Source organism: Alicycliphilus denitrificans (genome assembly GCF_044792555.1).
Lineage (GTDB): Bacteria > Pseudomonadota > Gammaproteobacteria > Burkholderiales > Burkholderiaceae_C > Alicycliphilus > Alicycliphilus denitrificans_A.
Window position 1 is genome coordinate 552,668 of sequence record NZ_CP126238.1, and the last position, 15,089, is coordinate 567,756.

Sequence of the window (15,089 nt, forward strand, 5' to 3'; positions counted from 1 at the left end):
CGTTTCAAAGGCCAAACAGCCTGAAAGCGCCAGGGTACAAGCGCTATGCGCTCTTGTTTTTGAGAACGTTGCCGGCCGCGGCGCGGGCCAGATAGCGCTCCAGCCCGAGGCCGCCGGCCCGCATCAGCCGGTCGTGGTTCCAGCGCAGCAGGGGCTGGGCCAGCCGCGCGAGCTGGCTCAGCCGCAGGCCGCTGGTGTGCACGCGCCAGTCAAAGCACACGCGGGTCTGCCCCAGGGCATGGCTCAGGCGGCAGCGGCCCAGGCCGGTGAGGTCGCCGCAGGCCCGCCCCTCGATCAGCTCTTGCGCCACGATGTGCGTGACCCGGGCGGTGAAACACAGCCGCAGGGGCAGGGCGCCGCGGCAGCGGTAGCGACGCAGGGCGCCCAGGCCCTGGGCGTCGCCGGGTTCCAGCGTCACGACCTCGATGCCCGGCCACCACAGGGGCCAGTGCTCCGCATCGGCGATGGCGGCCCAGACCGCGTCCAGCGGCGCCGCGAAGCGCCACTGCGTGGTCAGCCGGTACAGGGTGGCGTTGGCCGCAGGCATGGCTCAGGGCGTAAAAAAGCGATCGGGCAGGGGCGGGTCGATGCGCGCGTCGCTCATGTCCACGGATTCGATCAGGCCGCCGTCGGCGCCGAAACTGTCCACGCGCAGCGGGAAGCCGCTGCCCTGCGCCAGCCAGACGCGGTAGCGCTGCACCGCGTCGGCGCGGCCACCGGCCGGGCCGGTGATCTCCAGGCCGGTGGCCGCTTGCCCGGCCAGCTGCGCGTCGCCCAGCGGCATGGCGCTGCCGCGCTCGCGCAGCGCGCGCATGTGGGCCAGCAGCACGCCCACGTCCGAGCGGTCGACGCGGTGGCCGCGCGGGTTGCGCAGCAGCGGATGGTCCGGCGCCAGGTCCAGCCGCGGCCAATACCCCAGGCCGAAGGGCCACAGGCGCACGCGGCCGGTGTCGGGCGCATAGACCAGCACGGCGCCGCGGTGTGGCTGCTCGAAGTCCATGCGCACCCAGCCGGGCTTGCGGAAGGCGTAGCGGATCACCTCGCGCGCGCCCGCGGCGTCGGTAGCGCGCAGCGTGACCTGGTAGCTGTGCAAGGCCTCGAAGCAGGCCTCGGCGGCGCCCAAAGGGTCGGCGGGCGGGGCGGTCGGCGGGTAGGCCATGGCGGTCGGGGGCAGGAACAGCAGCGCCAGGAGGGGCCAGCGCCAGGCCATGCGCTACTCCTGCACCTGCAGCACGCCGGCCATGCCATGCTGGCGGTGGCTTTGGAACAGCAGCAGCCGGTTGGGGCAGTAGAACGCGTAGCTCCCCGCCGGCAGGGTCAGGCGCAGGGTCTGCTCCTGGGTGTCCAGTGGCCTGTCGGCCAGCCGCTGGCCGTCGGGGCCTTCCAGCACGAAGCGGTGTGGAATCAGGCCGGGCTCGACGCTCAAGGTGATCTCCAGCGGCTGGTTGGCGCGCGCCACGATCTGCGCCGGCCGAAAGAAATAGCTGCCGCCGACGATGGTGATGTGCTGCACGCCATCGGCGTCGGCCCTGGCCGGGACCTCCTGCGCGGCGGCCGTGCCCGCCAGCAGCCACAAGGCCGCGATCGCCAGGGTGCGGCCAGCCAAACCGGGGACGATGCGGGACATGAGGGGCCTCCCAAGCAGATGCCAGAAGCGGGCCGCGCGTGGGGCGAAAATCGCCCGTGCCGGTGCATTTTCACACCGGCCGCCGCGCGATTCAATGCGCCTCGAACCCCCGCCCTTGAAGCGCGCCGTTTCGCCCCCAGATGCGGGGGCGTTCCGGCCGTGCCGGAAATCCTGGCTAGCTTCATTTCTAATCCGATCCGTACCACTCCCATGAGCAAGCACACCCATTCCTTTCAGGCCGAGGTCGCACAACTGCTGCATCTGGTCACGCATTCGCTGTACTCGAACAAGGAAATCTTCCTGCGCGAGCTGGTCTCCAACGCCAGCGACGCCTGCGACAAGCTGCGCTTCGAGGCGCTGAACGACGCCGGGCTGTACGAAGACCAGCCCAACCTGGAGGTGCGCGTGTCCTTCGACAAGGCGGCGCGCACCCTGACCATCACCGACAACGGCATCGGCATGAGCACGCAGGAGGCCATCGACCATCTGGGCACCATCGCCAAGAGCGGCACCAAGGACTTCATGAGCCGCCTGTCGGGCGACCAGAAGGCCACGGCCAGCGAGCAGGGCCAGCTCATCGGCCAGTTCGGCGTGGGCTTTTACTCGGGCTTCATCGTCGCCGACAAGATCACCGTGGAGAGCCGCCGCGCGGGTCTGGCGGCCGGCGAGGGCGTGCGCTGGACGAGCGCCGGCGCGGGCGACTTCGAAGTCGAGCAGATCGAGCGCAAGCAGCGCGGCACCAGCGTGATCCTGCACCTGCGCGATGATGCCGAGGAATACCTCAACGCCTGGCAGCTCAAGCAGATCATCGGCAAATACTCCGACCACATCAGCCTGCCCATCCTCATGGAGAAGGAGGAGTGGAAGGAGGGCGAGAAAGAGGGCGAACCCGGCGCCATGGTCAAGACCGGCGACTGGGAGACGGTGAACAAGGCCAGCGCCCTGTGGACGCGGCCCAAGAAGGACATCACGGCCGAGCAGTACCAGGAGTTCTACAAGTCGATCTCGCACGACTTCGAGCCGCCGCTGACCTGGAGCCATAACCGCGTCGAGGGCAACACCGAGTACACGCAGCTCTTGTACATCCCGGCCAAGGCGCCGTTCGACCTGTGGAACCGCGACAAGAAGGCGGGCGTGAAGCTCTACGTGAAGCGCGTGTTCATCATGGACGACGCCGAGGCGCTGATGCCGCAGTACCTGCGCTTCGTCAAGGGCGTGATCGACTCCAGCGACCTGCCGCTGAACGTGAGCCGCGAGCTGCTGCAGGAGAGCCGCGACGTGCGCCTGATCCGCGACGGCTCGGTCAAGCGCGTGCTGTCCATGCTCGAAGACCTGGCCAAGCACGACAGGCACGAGGCGGCGGCCGAAGGCGCCGATGGCGTGACGGATGTGGTCAGCGAGGAGGACAAGGCCAAGGAAGGCAAGTACAGCCAGTTCTACGCCGAGTTCGGCGCCGTGCTCAAGGAGGGCCTGGGCGAGGACTTCGCCAACCGCGAGCGCCTGGCCAAGCTGCTGCGCTTTGCCAGCACCACCAGCGACACGCCCAGCGTGGGCTTTGCCGACTACAAGGCGCGCATGAAGGAAGGCCAGGAGGCCATCTACTACATCACCGCCGACACCCTGGCCGCCGCCAAGAACAGCCCGCAGCTCGAAGTCTTCAAGAAGAAGGGCATCGAGGTGCTCTTGATGACCGACCGCGTGGACGAGTGGGCGCTGAACTACCTGCACGACTTCGACGGCACGCCGCTGCAAAGCGTGGCCAAGGGCGCCGTGGACCTGGGCAAACTGCAGGACGAGGCCGAGAAAAAGGCCGCAGAAGAGGCCGCCGAGCAGTTTAAGCCCGTGCTCGCCAAGCTCAAGGAAGCCCTCAAGGACAAGGCCGAGGACGTGCGCGTGACCACCCGCCTGGTCGATTCGCCCGCCTGCCTGGTGGTGCAGGACGGCGGCATGAGCACGCAGCTGGCGCGCCTGCTAAAGCAGGCCGGCCAGAGCGCGCCCGACGCCAAGCCGGTGCTGGAGGTGAACCCCGAGCACGCGCTGGTGAAGAAGCTCGATGGCAGCGTGCATTTCCACGACCTGGCGCAGATCCTGTTCGACCAGGCGCTGCTGGCCGAGGGCGGCCTGCCCGAAGACCCGGCGGCCTACGTCAAGCGCGTGAACGCGCTGCTGGTGTAAGCGGTTTTGCGCAAAGGCATGCCCCCATGCTGACCGCATCGAATGCCCAGCCCCGCAGCGCACTGGCTCTGGCTTTGGCGCTGACCGCCATGCTGCCGGGCTGCGGGTCGGTGGGGGGCGGCGTGGGCATCGGCATCCCCGTAGGCCCGGTCTCGGTGGGCGTGGGTGTCGGCACAGGCGGCGTCAGCGCCGGCGTGGGTGTGGGCGCTGGGCCCGTAGGCGTAGGCGTCGGGGTGAACCAGCGCGGGCAGGTGACGGGCAGCGCGGGCGTAGGCGCAGCCACCGGCGTGGGCGGGGCGCGCGTGGGCGCAGGCGTGGGTGCATCGACCGTGCTGCATGATCCGGCGCAGCCCATGGCGCCTGCACGGCCCGCGCCAGGCACTGAAAGCGGCCACATCCAGTGGCGCGACTCCAGCGGCCATATCGTCCCCGCCTGCAAGGTCGAGGGGGGCTGCTGACGCTGCAGGTATCCCCCAATGGCGGCGGGCCACTTGTGCCTGCACCATCGTTTCCTTTTTGGATAGGAGACGCTGCATGAGGATCAAGACCGTACTGGCCGCCGTGGCCCTGGCCCTGGGTTTTGCGGGGGCCGCACAGGCGCAGACGGGCAGCTACCCCAGCCGCCCCATCACCCTGGTGGTGCCGGCCGGCGCCGGCGGCGGCACGGACGTGGTGGCGCGCGTGCTGGCCGATGAGCTGGGCAAGCGCCTGGGCCAGGCGGTGATAGTGGACAACAAGACGGGGGCATCGGGCATGCTCGGCACCCAGGCCGTGGCCCGCGCCGCGCCCGACGGCTACACGCTGCTGGTGGCCTATTCCACGCCCGTGTTCTACGCCCATCACATCTTCGCCAAGGTGCCCTACAACATCCGCAAGGACTTCGAGTTCATCACCCAGCTGGCGGCCACCAGCCTGGTGATGATGGTGAATGCCAATGTGCCGGTGAAGAACATGAAGGAATTCATGGCCTGGGCGCAGCAGAACAAGGGCAAGCTCAACTATGGCTCCTACGGCCAGGGTTCGGCCGGGCACCTGATGAGCGCCTATCTGAGCGACTCGCGCAAGCTGGACATGACCCACATCCCGTACAAGAGCGAGGCGCCGCATATCCAGGACCTGGCCGCCGGCATGGTGCCCTGGGGCCTGGGCACGATCGCGGCGGCCCAGGGCGTGCTCAAGGACCAGCGCGTGCGGCCTATTGCCATCTTCGGCCCCAAGCGCCTGGCCGAGCTGCCCGACGTGGCCACCATGGCCGAGCAGGGCTTTCCTGACCCCGAATTCAACACCGTCGCCTGGTTCACCCTGCTGGCGCCCGCGGGCACGCCCAAGCCCATAGTCCAGCGGCTGGAAAAAGAGGCCGTGGAGATCATCCATTCCACCGCCATGAAGGCGCGCTTCCAGGTCTTTGGCCTGGAGGCGGTCAAGGGCGGGGCGGAGCAGTTCCGCAAGGATTTCGACGCCGTGGACCCGGTGATCCAGAAGCTGGTGAAGATCTCCGGCGCCAAGATGGATTGATTGCGGCGGGCTTTCAGGCGGCCAGCGGCTCATCCCGCATGGCCGCTTGCTGTTTATGCAGCATGGCCACCTGACGCGCCAGTCCTGATCAAAGATAGAGCTTGTCGAGCCAAGCCTGGGCATTTTGCTACTAAATGCATTGCATGATCTGGTCGATTCATAGACCAGCAAAAGACAGATCGCTACGAGCCGTAACACGGCGTTTAAAGGGCCTTTTAGCATTGCGCTGTCTGAATTATCAAGAAGGTGTTGCATGAGGAATGCACGCGCAATTTGGCCTGCCAAGGCCCTGGGCTGGTCTGGAATGGGCTTGATTGCTGCTGGCTTGGCAGCGTGCGGCGGAGGGGGTGGTGGCGACAACGCCTCTCAGCAAGGCTCGCTCAAGCTGGCCATGACCGATGCGCCAGCGTGTGGCTATGACCATGTCTACGTCACCGTCACCAAAATCCGCGTACATCAGAGCGCCTCGGCGGACAGCGGCGACGCCGGCTGGAGCGAACTGCTTATTCCACCCCGGCGCATTGACCTGTTCGGGCTGACGAATGGCGTACTACAAGAGCTGGGAACACTGCCGCTACCGGCTGGCAACTACCAGCAGATCCGTCTGGTGCTGGCCGACAACCCTTCCAAGCCGACGCCGGCCAATCCGCTGGCAAATGCCCTGGTGCCATTGGGTTCGACCAACGAGATCGCGCTGACCACGCCCAGCGGCCAGCAGAGTGGTTTCAAGCTGAAGGCCAACTTCAATGTGACGGGTGGCCAGGTTGCCGATATGGTGCTGGACTTCGATGCCTGCAAGTCCATCGTCAAGGCTGGCAACTCCGGCAATTACAACCTGAAGCCCGTGGTTGCCGTGATAAAGCGGCTGACCACAGAGATTGTGGGCTATGTGGATCCGGCTCTGGCCTCCAGCGTCGTGGTGTCCACGCGTGACCCGGACAACAACCTCCGCGCCACGGTGCCGAATGCCACCACGGGCAAGTTCGTGCTGGCCTATCTGCCGGAACACACCAACTACACCGTGGTGGTCGCAGGCCAGAACCTGACCACCGCAGCGGTGACTGGCGTGCCGGTATCGATCGCCGCCGGCACCACAACGCTCAACACACCGACAACCCCGATCCCGATGCTTGCATCCGCATCGGCGATCGTCTCGGGCACCGTGACAAATGCGTCCAACACGCCTTTGACGGACGCTGCCGTGAATGCCCAGCAGGTACTCAGTGCAGGCCAGAAGCTGGATGTCGCATGGACCTTGGTCGATCCCACCAATGCAAGCTATAGCCTGGCCCTTCCTCTGGTTGCACCCAATAAAGCTCCATACGTAGCGAACGGCCCGTTGATGTTCACCGCAGATACCGCAGTAGCAGGCCAGTACAACATCTTGGGCAGCGCAACCGGCTACACCATCCAGAACACCGCACCGGCAGTCACACTGACCACCCCCAATAGCGTCACAACCAAGAAGCTGGAGCTGGCACCCTGAGGAGGCAAGATAAAGAAATCAAATAACAAGGATCAACGATGAAGCAACTTTTAGGACTCCTGGTGGTTGTGAGCACCCTGCTGGGCGGGTGTGCTGTCTATACCCCAAGTGGTGCTGTCATAGTGGACAGCCCTAGAGGTGGGGGCAATTTCTGCCCGCCGGGTCAGGCAAAGAAAGGCAATTGCTGAGAGCCTTGTCCACATAAAAGAACCGCATCAGCGGTAATGCCGTTCACTTCAGCCAGTGAACGGCATTTTGTTGCTGGATTTGCTTCAAGCTCATGTCTTTTTCCTGGCATCGAGGAATCCACCGCTGTCACGCGGTCAGTGGCTCCTCCCGCATGGCCTCAATCTGTTCGCGCAGCATGTCTACCTGCCCGCGCCAGTAGTCGCTGCTGCCGAACCAGGGGAAGTTGAGCGGGAAGATCGGGTCGGCCCAGCGCCGTGCCAGCCAGGCGCTGTAGTGGATCAGGCGCAGGGTGCGCAGCGGCTCGATCAGCGCCAGTTCGCGCCGGTCGAAGGCCCGCAGTTGTTCGTAGCCGTCCAGCAGTGCCGAGAGCTGCAGCGTGCGCTGGCGCCGGTCGCCCGACAGCAGCATCCACAGGTCCTGCACGGCCGGGCCCATGCGCGCGTCGTCCAGGTCCACGAAATGCGGGCCGCCATGGCCGGCGTCATCGACGGGCGTCCACAGCACATTGCCCGGGTGGCAGTCGCCGTGCAGGCGGATGGTGCTGGCGTTATTTAAACCAAATTGGCATGTAGCGCTTGATGGGTAAGCGCTGATGGCTATCAATTCAATAGCTTCGTCGCAGGCGTCGCGCCAGGCGAACTGCTGATCCATGGGAATGATCTGCGCGTCCAGCAGCCAGTCGCGCGGCTCCTGGCCGAAGCTTTGCAGATCCAGCCGCGGGCGCTGCGCGAAGGGCCGGGCCGCGCCCACGTTGTGGATGCGCGCCAGGTAGCGGCCCAGCCATTCCAGCACCTCGAAATCGTCGAGTTCGGGCGTGCGCCCGCCGCGCCAGGGGCTGACGGCAAACATGAAGCCCGCGTGCTGGTGCAGGCTGCGGCCTTGCAGGAGTAGCGGCGCGACCACGGGCACCTCGGCCGCGGCCAGCTCCAGGGCGAAGGCGTGCTCCTCCAGGATCTGCGCCTCGCTCCAGCGCCCGGGGCGGTAGAACTTGGCCACCACGCGGCTGCCGTCCTCCAGCGTGACCTGGTAGACGCGGTTTTCGTACGAGCCCAGGGCCATCATGCGGCCGTCGCCATACAGGCCCACGCCGGCCAGCGCGTCCAGCACCAGGTCGGGCGTGAGGCGGGCGTAGGGGTGGGGTGCGTCGTCGTGGGGGTGGGGCAGGGTCATGCGCCGATTGTCGCGCCTGCCCGCCTCACTGGCTCAGCTGCTCGAACGGCAGCTGCTGCTTGACCAGGATGACGGTGCAGGGCGCGTCGCGCGCCACGCGGATCGGCACGGTGTCGATGAAGCGCTGCAGCTGCAGCCCGTGCGTGGCCGCGCCCAGGATCATCATGCTCACGCGGTTGGCCTCGGCGAAGCGCACCAGGGCCTGGGCCACGTCGCTGGCCTCCAGCACATGGAAGCTGGCGCTGTGGCGCGAGAGATCGAGCCCCGTGGCCCATTGTTTGAGGCGCGACAGGTGCTGGCGGTGCAGCATGGTTTCGCTGCGCTGGCTGTCCGAGGTGCTGCTGGCCGAGGGCGAGATCACCGACACGCAGGCCAGGCGCGCGCCCGGGCGGATGCCCAACGAGCGCGCCGCCGCCTCGCGCAGCGAGTACAGCGTGGCGTCCTGCACGTCCTCGTGCGGCACGGCGACCATGAGGATGGGTACCTCCGCGATCTGGCGCGCGGGCAGTGGGCTGGGCTGGTAATGCATGCCCGCGGCCTTGATCCAGCGCTTGAAATGTGCCCACGGCCCCGGCCCGCGCAGGCGCCGCCCGCGCTCGGTGAGGGGCACCTGGTCGGGATTCGCCAGGTCGAAGGCCAGATGTGCGGCCGAGGGGTAGCGCTGCGCGGCCTCGGGCTCCAGGCAGCGCAGGATCACCTCCTGCAGCCATTCGGGTAGGTCGGGGCGGTGCTGGCGCGGCGGCGCGGGCGTCATCCACAGGCGCTGGCGCATGCCGCCATCGGTGCCGGGCGCGCCGAAGGGCAGCTCGCCCGTGGCCATCTCGTAGAGCATGACGCCGATGGCGAAGATGTCGCTGCGCAGGTCGCCGCGCACGCCCACCACCTGTTCGGGCGCGATCCAGGTGGGCGAGCCCACGGCCTTGCGCAGCTCCTCGGCCAGCAGGTCGGGGTAGTGCGCGTGGCAGGACAGGCCGAAGTCCAGCAGCACCACGCTGCCATCGGGGCGCAGCAGCACGTTGGCGGGCTTGAGGTCGAGGTGGCAGACGTTCTGCTGGTGGATGCTGTGCGCCGCGATGGCCATGGCGCCGCCGATGCGGGCAATGGTGTCCGCGCTGCGCGCCGTGGTGTCGCCGGGCGGGTGCCGGTCCAGCCAGTGCTGCAGCGTGTCTCCAGGCACATATTCCATGACCAGATAGGGCAGGCGCATCAGATCGCCCGCGGCCACGAAGCGCGGTGCGTGCTGGCCCGAAAGCGTGGGCAATATGGTCAGCTCGACCTCGAAGCTGACGATGTTCTCCGCGCCGTCGCCGGCCGTCATGCGCGGGATCTTCATGGCCAGTGGAAAGCCCGGATTGCGCGCCGCGCTGGCATAGCCCACGCGGTAGATATGGGCCATGCCGCCCGCGTGGATGCACTCGTGCACCACGAAGCCGTCGATCTCGGTGCCGGGTTCCAGCAGTTTCATCGTCTAGCGCCCCTTTTCCAGCCGATCGGCAAAGAACGCGGGCAGGCCGCCGGCGCGCACCGCCGCCGCGGCCGCCATGTGGTCGTAGGGCACGCGCTGGAAGGTGATGGTGGCGGCGTCGGCGTCGAACAGCGCATACATGGCGCGCGTGTCGCCGTCGCGTGGCTGGCCGCACGAGCCCACGAGAGCCAGCCATTGCCGGTGCGGCGGCACGGGCACGGGCACGCCCGGCTGTGGGGAGAAGCGCATCAGCTTGGCCGTGGGCGTGAGGAAGTACAGCGCCTGCTCATGCACATGGCCGCTGAACACGTAGCGGATCGCCGGGTCGATACGCGTGGCCGCGGCCATGGAGCGCTCGGCCGCATTGCCGTCGGCCACGTAGTGCCAGCGCTCGGGGCCGTCGGCGCTGGCATGCACCAGCAGCGCGTCCATCCCCAGGCGCGCGGTCAGCGGCAGGTCGGCCAGGAAGGCGCGCTGCTGCGCATTCAGTCGCGGACCGGTCCACTGTGCGCTCTGGTCGCCCAGGTTTTCGGCGGCTGTGGGCGGGGCCAGGGCGGCAGCGTCATGGTTGCCGCGCACGCACAGGGCGCCGCCCGTGACGAGTTGCATCACCCGGTCGAGTACCGGGCCCGGGTCGGCTCCATAGCCCACCAGGTCGCCGAGCAGGGCAAATTGCTGCGCGCCGTGGGTGCGGGCATGTTCCAGGCAGGCCTCGAGGGCCGGCAGGTTGGCGTGGATGTCGGAGAGCAGGGCGATCTTCATGATCCCGACATGATGGCGGCACTGGCTGAGCGCTGGCTTGCAAGGAGGGACTGGGGGGATTAGGGAAAACGCGGAACTACAGTAGAGGATGCTTTCAACTGCCGGGATCGACACGCGATCCCCTTTTTGAAGAATGCTGTGCCTACAGGTAGATATCGCTCTTGTCTCAGACGTCTAGGCAGAAAGCGTCGAGATGCTCAAGGTTTGGCTGGTTCGGCTGGGGCTGAAGCATCTGCAACTGCTGCGGGGCTGGGGGAAGACGCGGTCGTTTTAGGCGCTGTAGGCGCTGGAGTGCTCTCCTTTGTGGTCAAAACGCCGCACTTTTTTGCGACGGCAGCTTGCTGCAGGGCGTCATGTTCCCCTTTTATGCGCGCGTATTCAGCTTCTTGCTGCTTGGTTCCGCCCAATGCGAACAGCGCAGGCCAGAAGAGCACCAGTCCAACACCCATGATGGCTTTGTCGTTGGACGCGGCCTCGTCTAACCTGCCACCAAGCTGAGATACGCGAGCTGCCAAGCGCTGATTCTCCGCAACGATTTGATCGCAGTCGTAGTTTTGATACTGAACGGGTGACACGTAGGCTGATGCAATGTCCTTGGATGACGTCGCACAACCAGTGAGCCCGAACGAAACAGCGACAGCGATAGCAATTGACTTTTTGACGATGATCATTGGCGGTAAATGATGTAAATTTTGCGTAAATTTACATATTGTTTCTTTCCCTTTGCTTACATGTAGGCTGGCTGGGTCGTCGCGTTTTCAACGCCAAAGTGTGCAATGTTCGCCCCACGTATTGCCGTCTCAACATTGCTGACTGCCGGAAAAATTGGGTGTCCTTGTCTTCATTGCTGGATGGATTTAAGAATTAATAGGCTTAGAGAACCGTGTGCTTGTCATCATCGCCAGCTGATGGATACGGTTATGTCTCAGATGCGCATTTGTTGCTTCCCGTGATGAGATGCTGGCTTTGCGAGGGTTGATTGATATCCAACGCGTATCGTATCCAGGCCAATAAATATTGGACGCGTGCAATCGTCCCCCCGAATAATCGCCGCCACTTATCAAGCCGGTGGAGCGTTGCGCATGGGGCCATTGCAGGGAATACGTGTGCTGGATCTGTCCAGCGTCATCTTCGGGCCGCTGGCCAGTCAGGTGCTGGCCGACTATGGCGCCGAGGTCATCAAGGTGGAGCCGCCCGGGGGCGACTCCACGCGCCACACCGGGCCGGCGCCCGAGCCGGGCATGGCGGCCATGTTCCTGGGGTCCAACCGCAGCAAGAAGAGCCTGGCGCTGGACCTGAAGCGGCCCGAGGCGCAGCAGGCGCTGCAGGCACTGATAGCGACGGCGGACGTGTTCATGCACAGCATGCGCCCGCAGAAGCTCGCCGGCCTGGGGCTTGACCCCGATGCATTGCGTGCGCGCCACCCGCGGCTGGTCTACGCCAGCCTGCTGGGCTTTCTGCCCGGGCCGTATGCGGGCCGGCCCGCGTATGACGACGTGATCCAAGGCATGTCGGGCCTGGCGGACCTGATGGAGCAGCAGGGCGGCGAGGCGCGCTATCTGCCCACCATTGCCGCCGACAAGACCTGCGCCCATGTGGCGGCGCACGCCATCCTGGCGGCGCTGTGGCAGCGCGAGCGCACGGGGCAGGGCGCATTCGTGGAGGTGCCCATGTTCGAGTCCATGGTGGGCTTCAACCTGGTGGAGCATTTCTACGGCCAGCATTTCGAGCCGCCGCGCTCGGCGCCGGGCTATCCGCGCGTGCTGGCGCCGTGGCGCCGGCCCTACCGCACCGCCGACGGCCTGGTGGCCATGATGCCCTATACCGACCTGCACTGGCAGCGCTTCTTTGCCGAGGTGGGGGCGCCCGAGCATGCGCGCGAGCCGCGCTTTGCCGACATCGCGGCGCGCACGGCGCATATCGCCGAGCTGCTGGAGCTGGCCTCGACCTACGTCGTGCGGCACAGCACGGCCCATTGGCTTGCCGCCTGCGACCGGCTGGAGATCCCGGCCGCGCCCGTGGCACGGCTGGAGGAGCTGCGCGGCGACGAGCACCTGGCCGCCACCGGCTTCTTCGAGGAGGTGCAGGACGCCGCCCTGGGCAGCGTGCGCTTTCCCGGCGTCGCCGTGCGCTTTGACGGCCGGCGCCCGCCCGTGGCCATGGCGCCGCGCCTGGGCGAGCACACGCGCGCGCTGCTGGCCGATGCTGGCCTGGATGCAGGGCAGATACAGGTGCTGGTGGACCAGGGAGTCGCCATCACGCCAGCGCAGAAAAACTGAGGACTTTTGCACATGAACACCACGACCACCATGGACCACACCGCCCCGCGCCTGGGCCAGGGTTTTGTCTGGCAGGACCTGCAGGTCGGCCAGCGCTTTCGCACCTTCCGCCGCACCGTCACCGAGACCGACCTGGTGCAATTCATCAACGTCACCGGCATGCTGGAGGCCATCTTCATCGAAGAGGGCTACGAGGGCGGGGCCATGCCGGGGCGGCCCGTGCCTGGGGCCCTCACCTACACGTTGATCGAGGGCTTCATCCTGCAGACCATGATCCAGGGCACGGGCCTGGCCATGCTGGAGCTGCAGCAGAAGATTCTGGCACCGGTGATGGTGGGCGACAGCATCGAGGCGATGGTGGAAGTCACCGGCATTCGCCCCACCTCCAAGAGCGGGCGCGCGGTCGTCACCTCGCGCATCGACGTTTTCAACCAAAAGGGCGTGCAGGTCATGACCTATACCGCCACGCGGCTGCTGGCCGGACGCGGCTGAGCACGGAAAACCCCAACCAGGAGACAAGCATGAAACACCACTTCGCCACCCCCGCGCCACTGCGCCGCCGTGCCTGCCTGGCACTGGCCGCATGCGGCGCCATGGCCGCACTGGCCGCGCCCGCCGTACATGCGCAGGCCTACCCGGCCAAGCCCATCACCATGGTGATCCCCTTCCCGCCGGGCGGCCCCACTGACATGGTGGCGCGCCTGCTGGCGCAAAAGCTTTCCGAGCAAATGGGCCAGCCGGTGGTGGTGGACAACAAGCCGGGGGCCAATGGCAACATCGGCGGCGTTTTCGTCAGCAAGGCGCCGGCCGATGGCTACACGCTGCTCTACAACACATCGTCCATCACCCTCAGCCCGGCGCTGTACAAGAGCATGCAGTACGACGTGCAGCGCGACCTGGCTCCGGTGGCGCTGACCGCGGTGGTGCCCCTGGCGCTGGTGGTCAATCCCGCCGTGCCCGCCAACAACGTAAAGGACTTCGTGGCCTACGCCAAGGCCAATCCGGACAAGCTCTCCTACGGCTCGGCCGGCAACGGCAACGTGACCCACCTGGCCGCCTACCAGTTCGTCAAGGCGCAGGGCATAGAGGCCACGCATGTGCCCTATCGCGGCAGCGCGCCGGCCGACGTGGATCTGGCCGCCGGGCAGATCCAGTTCATGACCGACACCATCAACTCGGTGATGTCCTTCGTGAAGGACAAGCGCATGAAGCTGCTGGCGGTGACCACGGGCAAGCGCATGTCGCTGTTCCCCGAGGTGCCCACGTTGGCCGAGACTGTCATGCCGGGCTTCGAGGCCGGTGCCTGGCAGGGTGTGATGGTGCCGGCCGGCACGCCCGCGCCCGTCGTGCAGCGCCTGAATGCGGAGATCAACAAGGCGCTGCAAAGCGCCGACGTGCGCGAGAAGCTGGCCGTGCAGGGCGCCGAGCCGCTGGGCTCGACGCCGGAGGAATACGGCGCCTATGTGCGCAAGGAGCTGGCGCGCTGGGCATCGGTGGTGAAAGCCACGGGCATCACGCTGGACTGATGTGCGCCGCCGTGGCGCGGCGCACGGCGCGGCTCAGTACTGGTAGACGCCGCGGCCCGTCTTGCGGCCCAGGCGTCCGGCGGCCACGTATTCCTTGAGCAGCGGGCAGGCGCGGTACTTGCTGTCGCCAAACTCGGCCAGGTACACGTCCATCACCGCCAGGCACACGTCCAGCCCCACCATGTCGGCCAGCGCCAGCGGGCCTATGGGCTGGTTGCAGCCCAGCTTCATGCCGGCGTCGATGTCCTCGGGCGTGGCCAGGCCTTCGGCCAGCACGAAGAAGGCCTCGTTGATCATCGGCACCAGGATGCGGTTGACCACAAAGCCAGGCGCGTTCTTCACCGTGATCGGTGACTTGCCCAGGCGCTCGGCGAGCTGCTTCACGGCGTCATGCGTGGCATCGCTGGTCTGCAGGCCGCGGATGATCTCCACCAGCGCCATCATCGGCACCGGGTTGAAGAAATGCATGCCGATGAACTTGTCGGCGCGGCTGGTGGCGGCCGCCAGCTTGGTGATGGAGATGGACGAGGTGTTGGAGGCGATGATGACCTCGGGCGCCACGATCGCATCGACCTGCTTGAGGATCTTCAGCTTGAGCTCGTAGTTCTCGGTGGCGGCCTCGATCACGATCTGTGCGGCCTTCAGGTCGTCGTAGCTGGTCGAGCCCTGGATGCGCGCCAGCGCCGCGTCCTTGTCGGCGGCCGTGATCTTTTCCTTCTTGATCAGGCGGTCCAGGCTGGCGGCCACCGTGGCCACGCCCTTTTGCACGGCGGCGTCGGAGATGTCCACCATGACCACGTGGATGCCCGAGACGGCGCAGGCCTGCGCAATGCCATTGCCCATGGTGCCCGCGCCGATGATGCCGACGGTGGTAATCGTCATATAACAGTCCCTT

At 66.4% G+C, this 15,089-nt stretch carries 16 protein-coding genes; 7 read left to right on the forward strand and 9 right to left on the reverse strand.

All coding sequences use genetic code 11. The annotated features are described in order from the left end of the window. Positions 1 to 43 precede the first annotated feature (43 nt). The 3 genes from P7644_RS02625 to P7644_RS02635 are packed head-to-tail and all read right to left on the reverse strand — an operon-like array spanning position 44 to position 1,627. Positions 44 to 547, reverse strand: coding sequence for an SRPBCC family protein (locus P7644_RS02625; protein ID WP_404301450.1), 504 nt, complete (start codon positions 545 to 547; stop codon positions 44 to 46). 3 nt (positions 548 to 550) lie between these two features. Next, positions 551 to 1,210, reverse strand: coding sequence for a DUF1571 domain-containing protein (locus P7644_RS02630; protein ID WP_404301451.1), 660 nt, complete (start codon positions 1,208 to 1,210; stop codon positions 551 to 553). A gap of 3 nt (positions 1,211 to 1,213) precedes the next feature. Then, positions 1,214 to 1,627 (reverse strand): quinol oxidase, encoded by a 414-nt coding sequence (locus P7644_RS02635; RefSeq protein WP_404301452.1) that lies wholly within the window; start codon positions 1,625 to 1,627, stop codon positions 1,214 to 1,216. Positions 1,628 to 1,837: 210 nt separating this feature from the next. On the opposite strand from P7644_RS02635, the gene htpG reads away from it, so the two are divergent. The 4 genes from htpG (at position 1,838) to P7644_RS02655 (ending at position 6,803) form a co-directional block, all read left to right on the forward strand. After that, complete coding sequence (gene htpG, locus P7644_RS02640) at positions 1,838 to 3,802, forward strand: molecular chaperone HtpG (protein WP_404301453.1); 1,965 nt, start codon at positions 1,838 to 1,840, stop codon at positions 3,800 to 3,802. Between the two features lie 26 nt (positions 3,803 to 3,828). After that, the gene (locus P7644_RS02645; RefSeq protein ID WP_404301454.1) at positions 3,829 to 4,260 is read left to right on the forward strand and encodes a hypothetical protein; all 432 of its coding nucleotides are present in this window, start codon (positions 3,829 to 3,831) and stop codon (positions 4,258 to 4,260) included. A gap of 76 nt (positions 4,261 to 4,336) precedes the next feature. Then, positions 4,337 to 5,317: a Bug family tripartite tricarboxylate transporter substrate binding protein gene (locus tag P7644_RS02650; protein ID WP_404301455.1), complete on the forward strand. Its 981-nt coding sequence runs from the start codon at positions 4,337 to 4,339 to the stop codon at positions 5,315 to 5,317. A gap of 253 nt (positions 5,318 to 5,570) precedes the next feature. Further along, positions 5,571 to 6,803 (forward strand): DUF4382 domain-containing protein, encoded by a 1,233-nt coding sequence (locus P7644_RS02655; RefSeq protein ID WP_404301456.1) that lies wholly within the window; start codon positions 5,571 to 5,573, stop codon positions 6,801 to 6,803. 163 nt (positions 6,804 to 6,966) lie between these two features. Here the strand turns inward: P7644_RS02655 and P7644_RS02660 are convergent, their stop codons facing one another. From P7644_RS02660 to P7644_RS02680, 5 genes are all read right to left on the reverse strand, one after another. Beyond that, positions 6,967 to 7,113, reverse strand: a complete 147-nt coding sequence (locus P7644_RS02660; protein ID WP_404303272.1) for a hypothetical protein — start codon at positions 7,111 to 7,113, stop codon at positions 6,967 to 6,969. A gap of 5 nt (positions 7,114 to 7,118) precedes the next feature. Continuing rightward, entirely contained in the window at positions 7,119 to 8,162 is a 1,044-nt protein-coding gene (locus tag P7644_RS02665; RefSeq protein ID WP_404301457.1) for a serine/threonine protein kinase, read from the reverse strand. Positions 8,163 to 8,187: 25 nt separating this feature from the next. Continuing rightward, the gene (locus P7644_RS02670) at positions 8,188 to 9,627 is read right to left on the reverse strand and encodes a protein kinase (protein WP_404301458.1); all 1,440 of its coding nucleotides are present in this window, start codon (positions 9,625 to 9,627) and stop codon (positions 8,188 to 8,190) included. 3 nt (positions 9,628 to 9,630) lie between these two features. Further along, positions 9,631 to 10,389, reverse strand: coding sequence for a metallophosphoesterase family protein (locus P7644_RS02675; RefSeq protein ID WP_404301459.1), 759 nt, complete (start codon positions 10,387 to 10,389; stop codon positions 9,631 to 9,633). 197 nt (positions 10,390 to 10,586) lie between these two features. Then, the gene (locus tag P7644_RS02680) at positions 10,587 to 11,060 is read right to left on the reverse strand and encodes a hypothetical protein (protein WP_404301460.1); all 474 of its coding nucleotides are present in this window, start codon (positions 11,058 to 11,060) and stop codon (positions 10,587 to 10,589) included. Positions 11,061 to 11,471: 411 nt separating this feature from the next. Between P7644_RS02680 and P7644_RS02685 the strand changes: the two genes are divergently transcribed. The 3 genes from P7644_RS02685 to P7644_RS02695 are packed head-to-tail and all read left to right on the forward strand — an operon-like array spanning position 11,472 to position 14,194. After that, positions 11,472 to 12,668: a CaiB/BaiF CoA transferase family protein gene (locus tag P7644_RS02685; protein ID WP_404301461.1), complete on the forward strand. Its 1,197-nt coding sequence runs from the start codon at positions 11,472 to 11,474 to the stop codon at positions 12,666 to 12,668. Positions 12,669 to 12,680: 12 nt separating this feature from the next. Beyond that, complete coding sequence (locus tag P7644_RS02690; protein WP_404301462.1) at positions 12,681 to 13,160, forward strand: MaoC family dehydratase; 480 nt, start codon at positions 12,681 to 12,683, stop codon at positions 13,158 to 13,160. A 29-nt stretch (positions 13,161 to 13,189) separates the two neighbouring features. Next, on the forward strand, positions 13,190 to 14,194 hold the full coding sequence (locus P7644_RS02695) for a Bug family tripartite tricarboxylate transporter substrate binding protein (protein WP_404301463.1): 1,005 nt from the start codon (positions 13,190 to 13,192) through the stop codon (positions 14,192 to 14,194). Between the two features lie 33 nt (positions 14,195 to 14,227). Here the strand turns inward: P7644_RS02695 and P7644_RS02700 are convergent, their stop codons facing one another. After that, positions 14,228 to 15,076 carry a 3-hydroxybutyryl-CoA dehydrogenase gene (locus tag P7644_RS02700; protein ID WP_404301464.1) on the reverse strand — a complete coding sequence of 283 codons (849 nt, stop codon included), beginning with the start codon at positions 15,074 to 15,076 and terminating at the stop codon, positions 14,228 to 14,230. Positions 15,077 to 15,089: the final 13 nt, after the last annotated feature.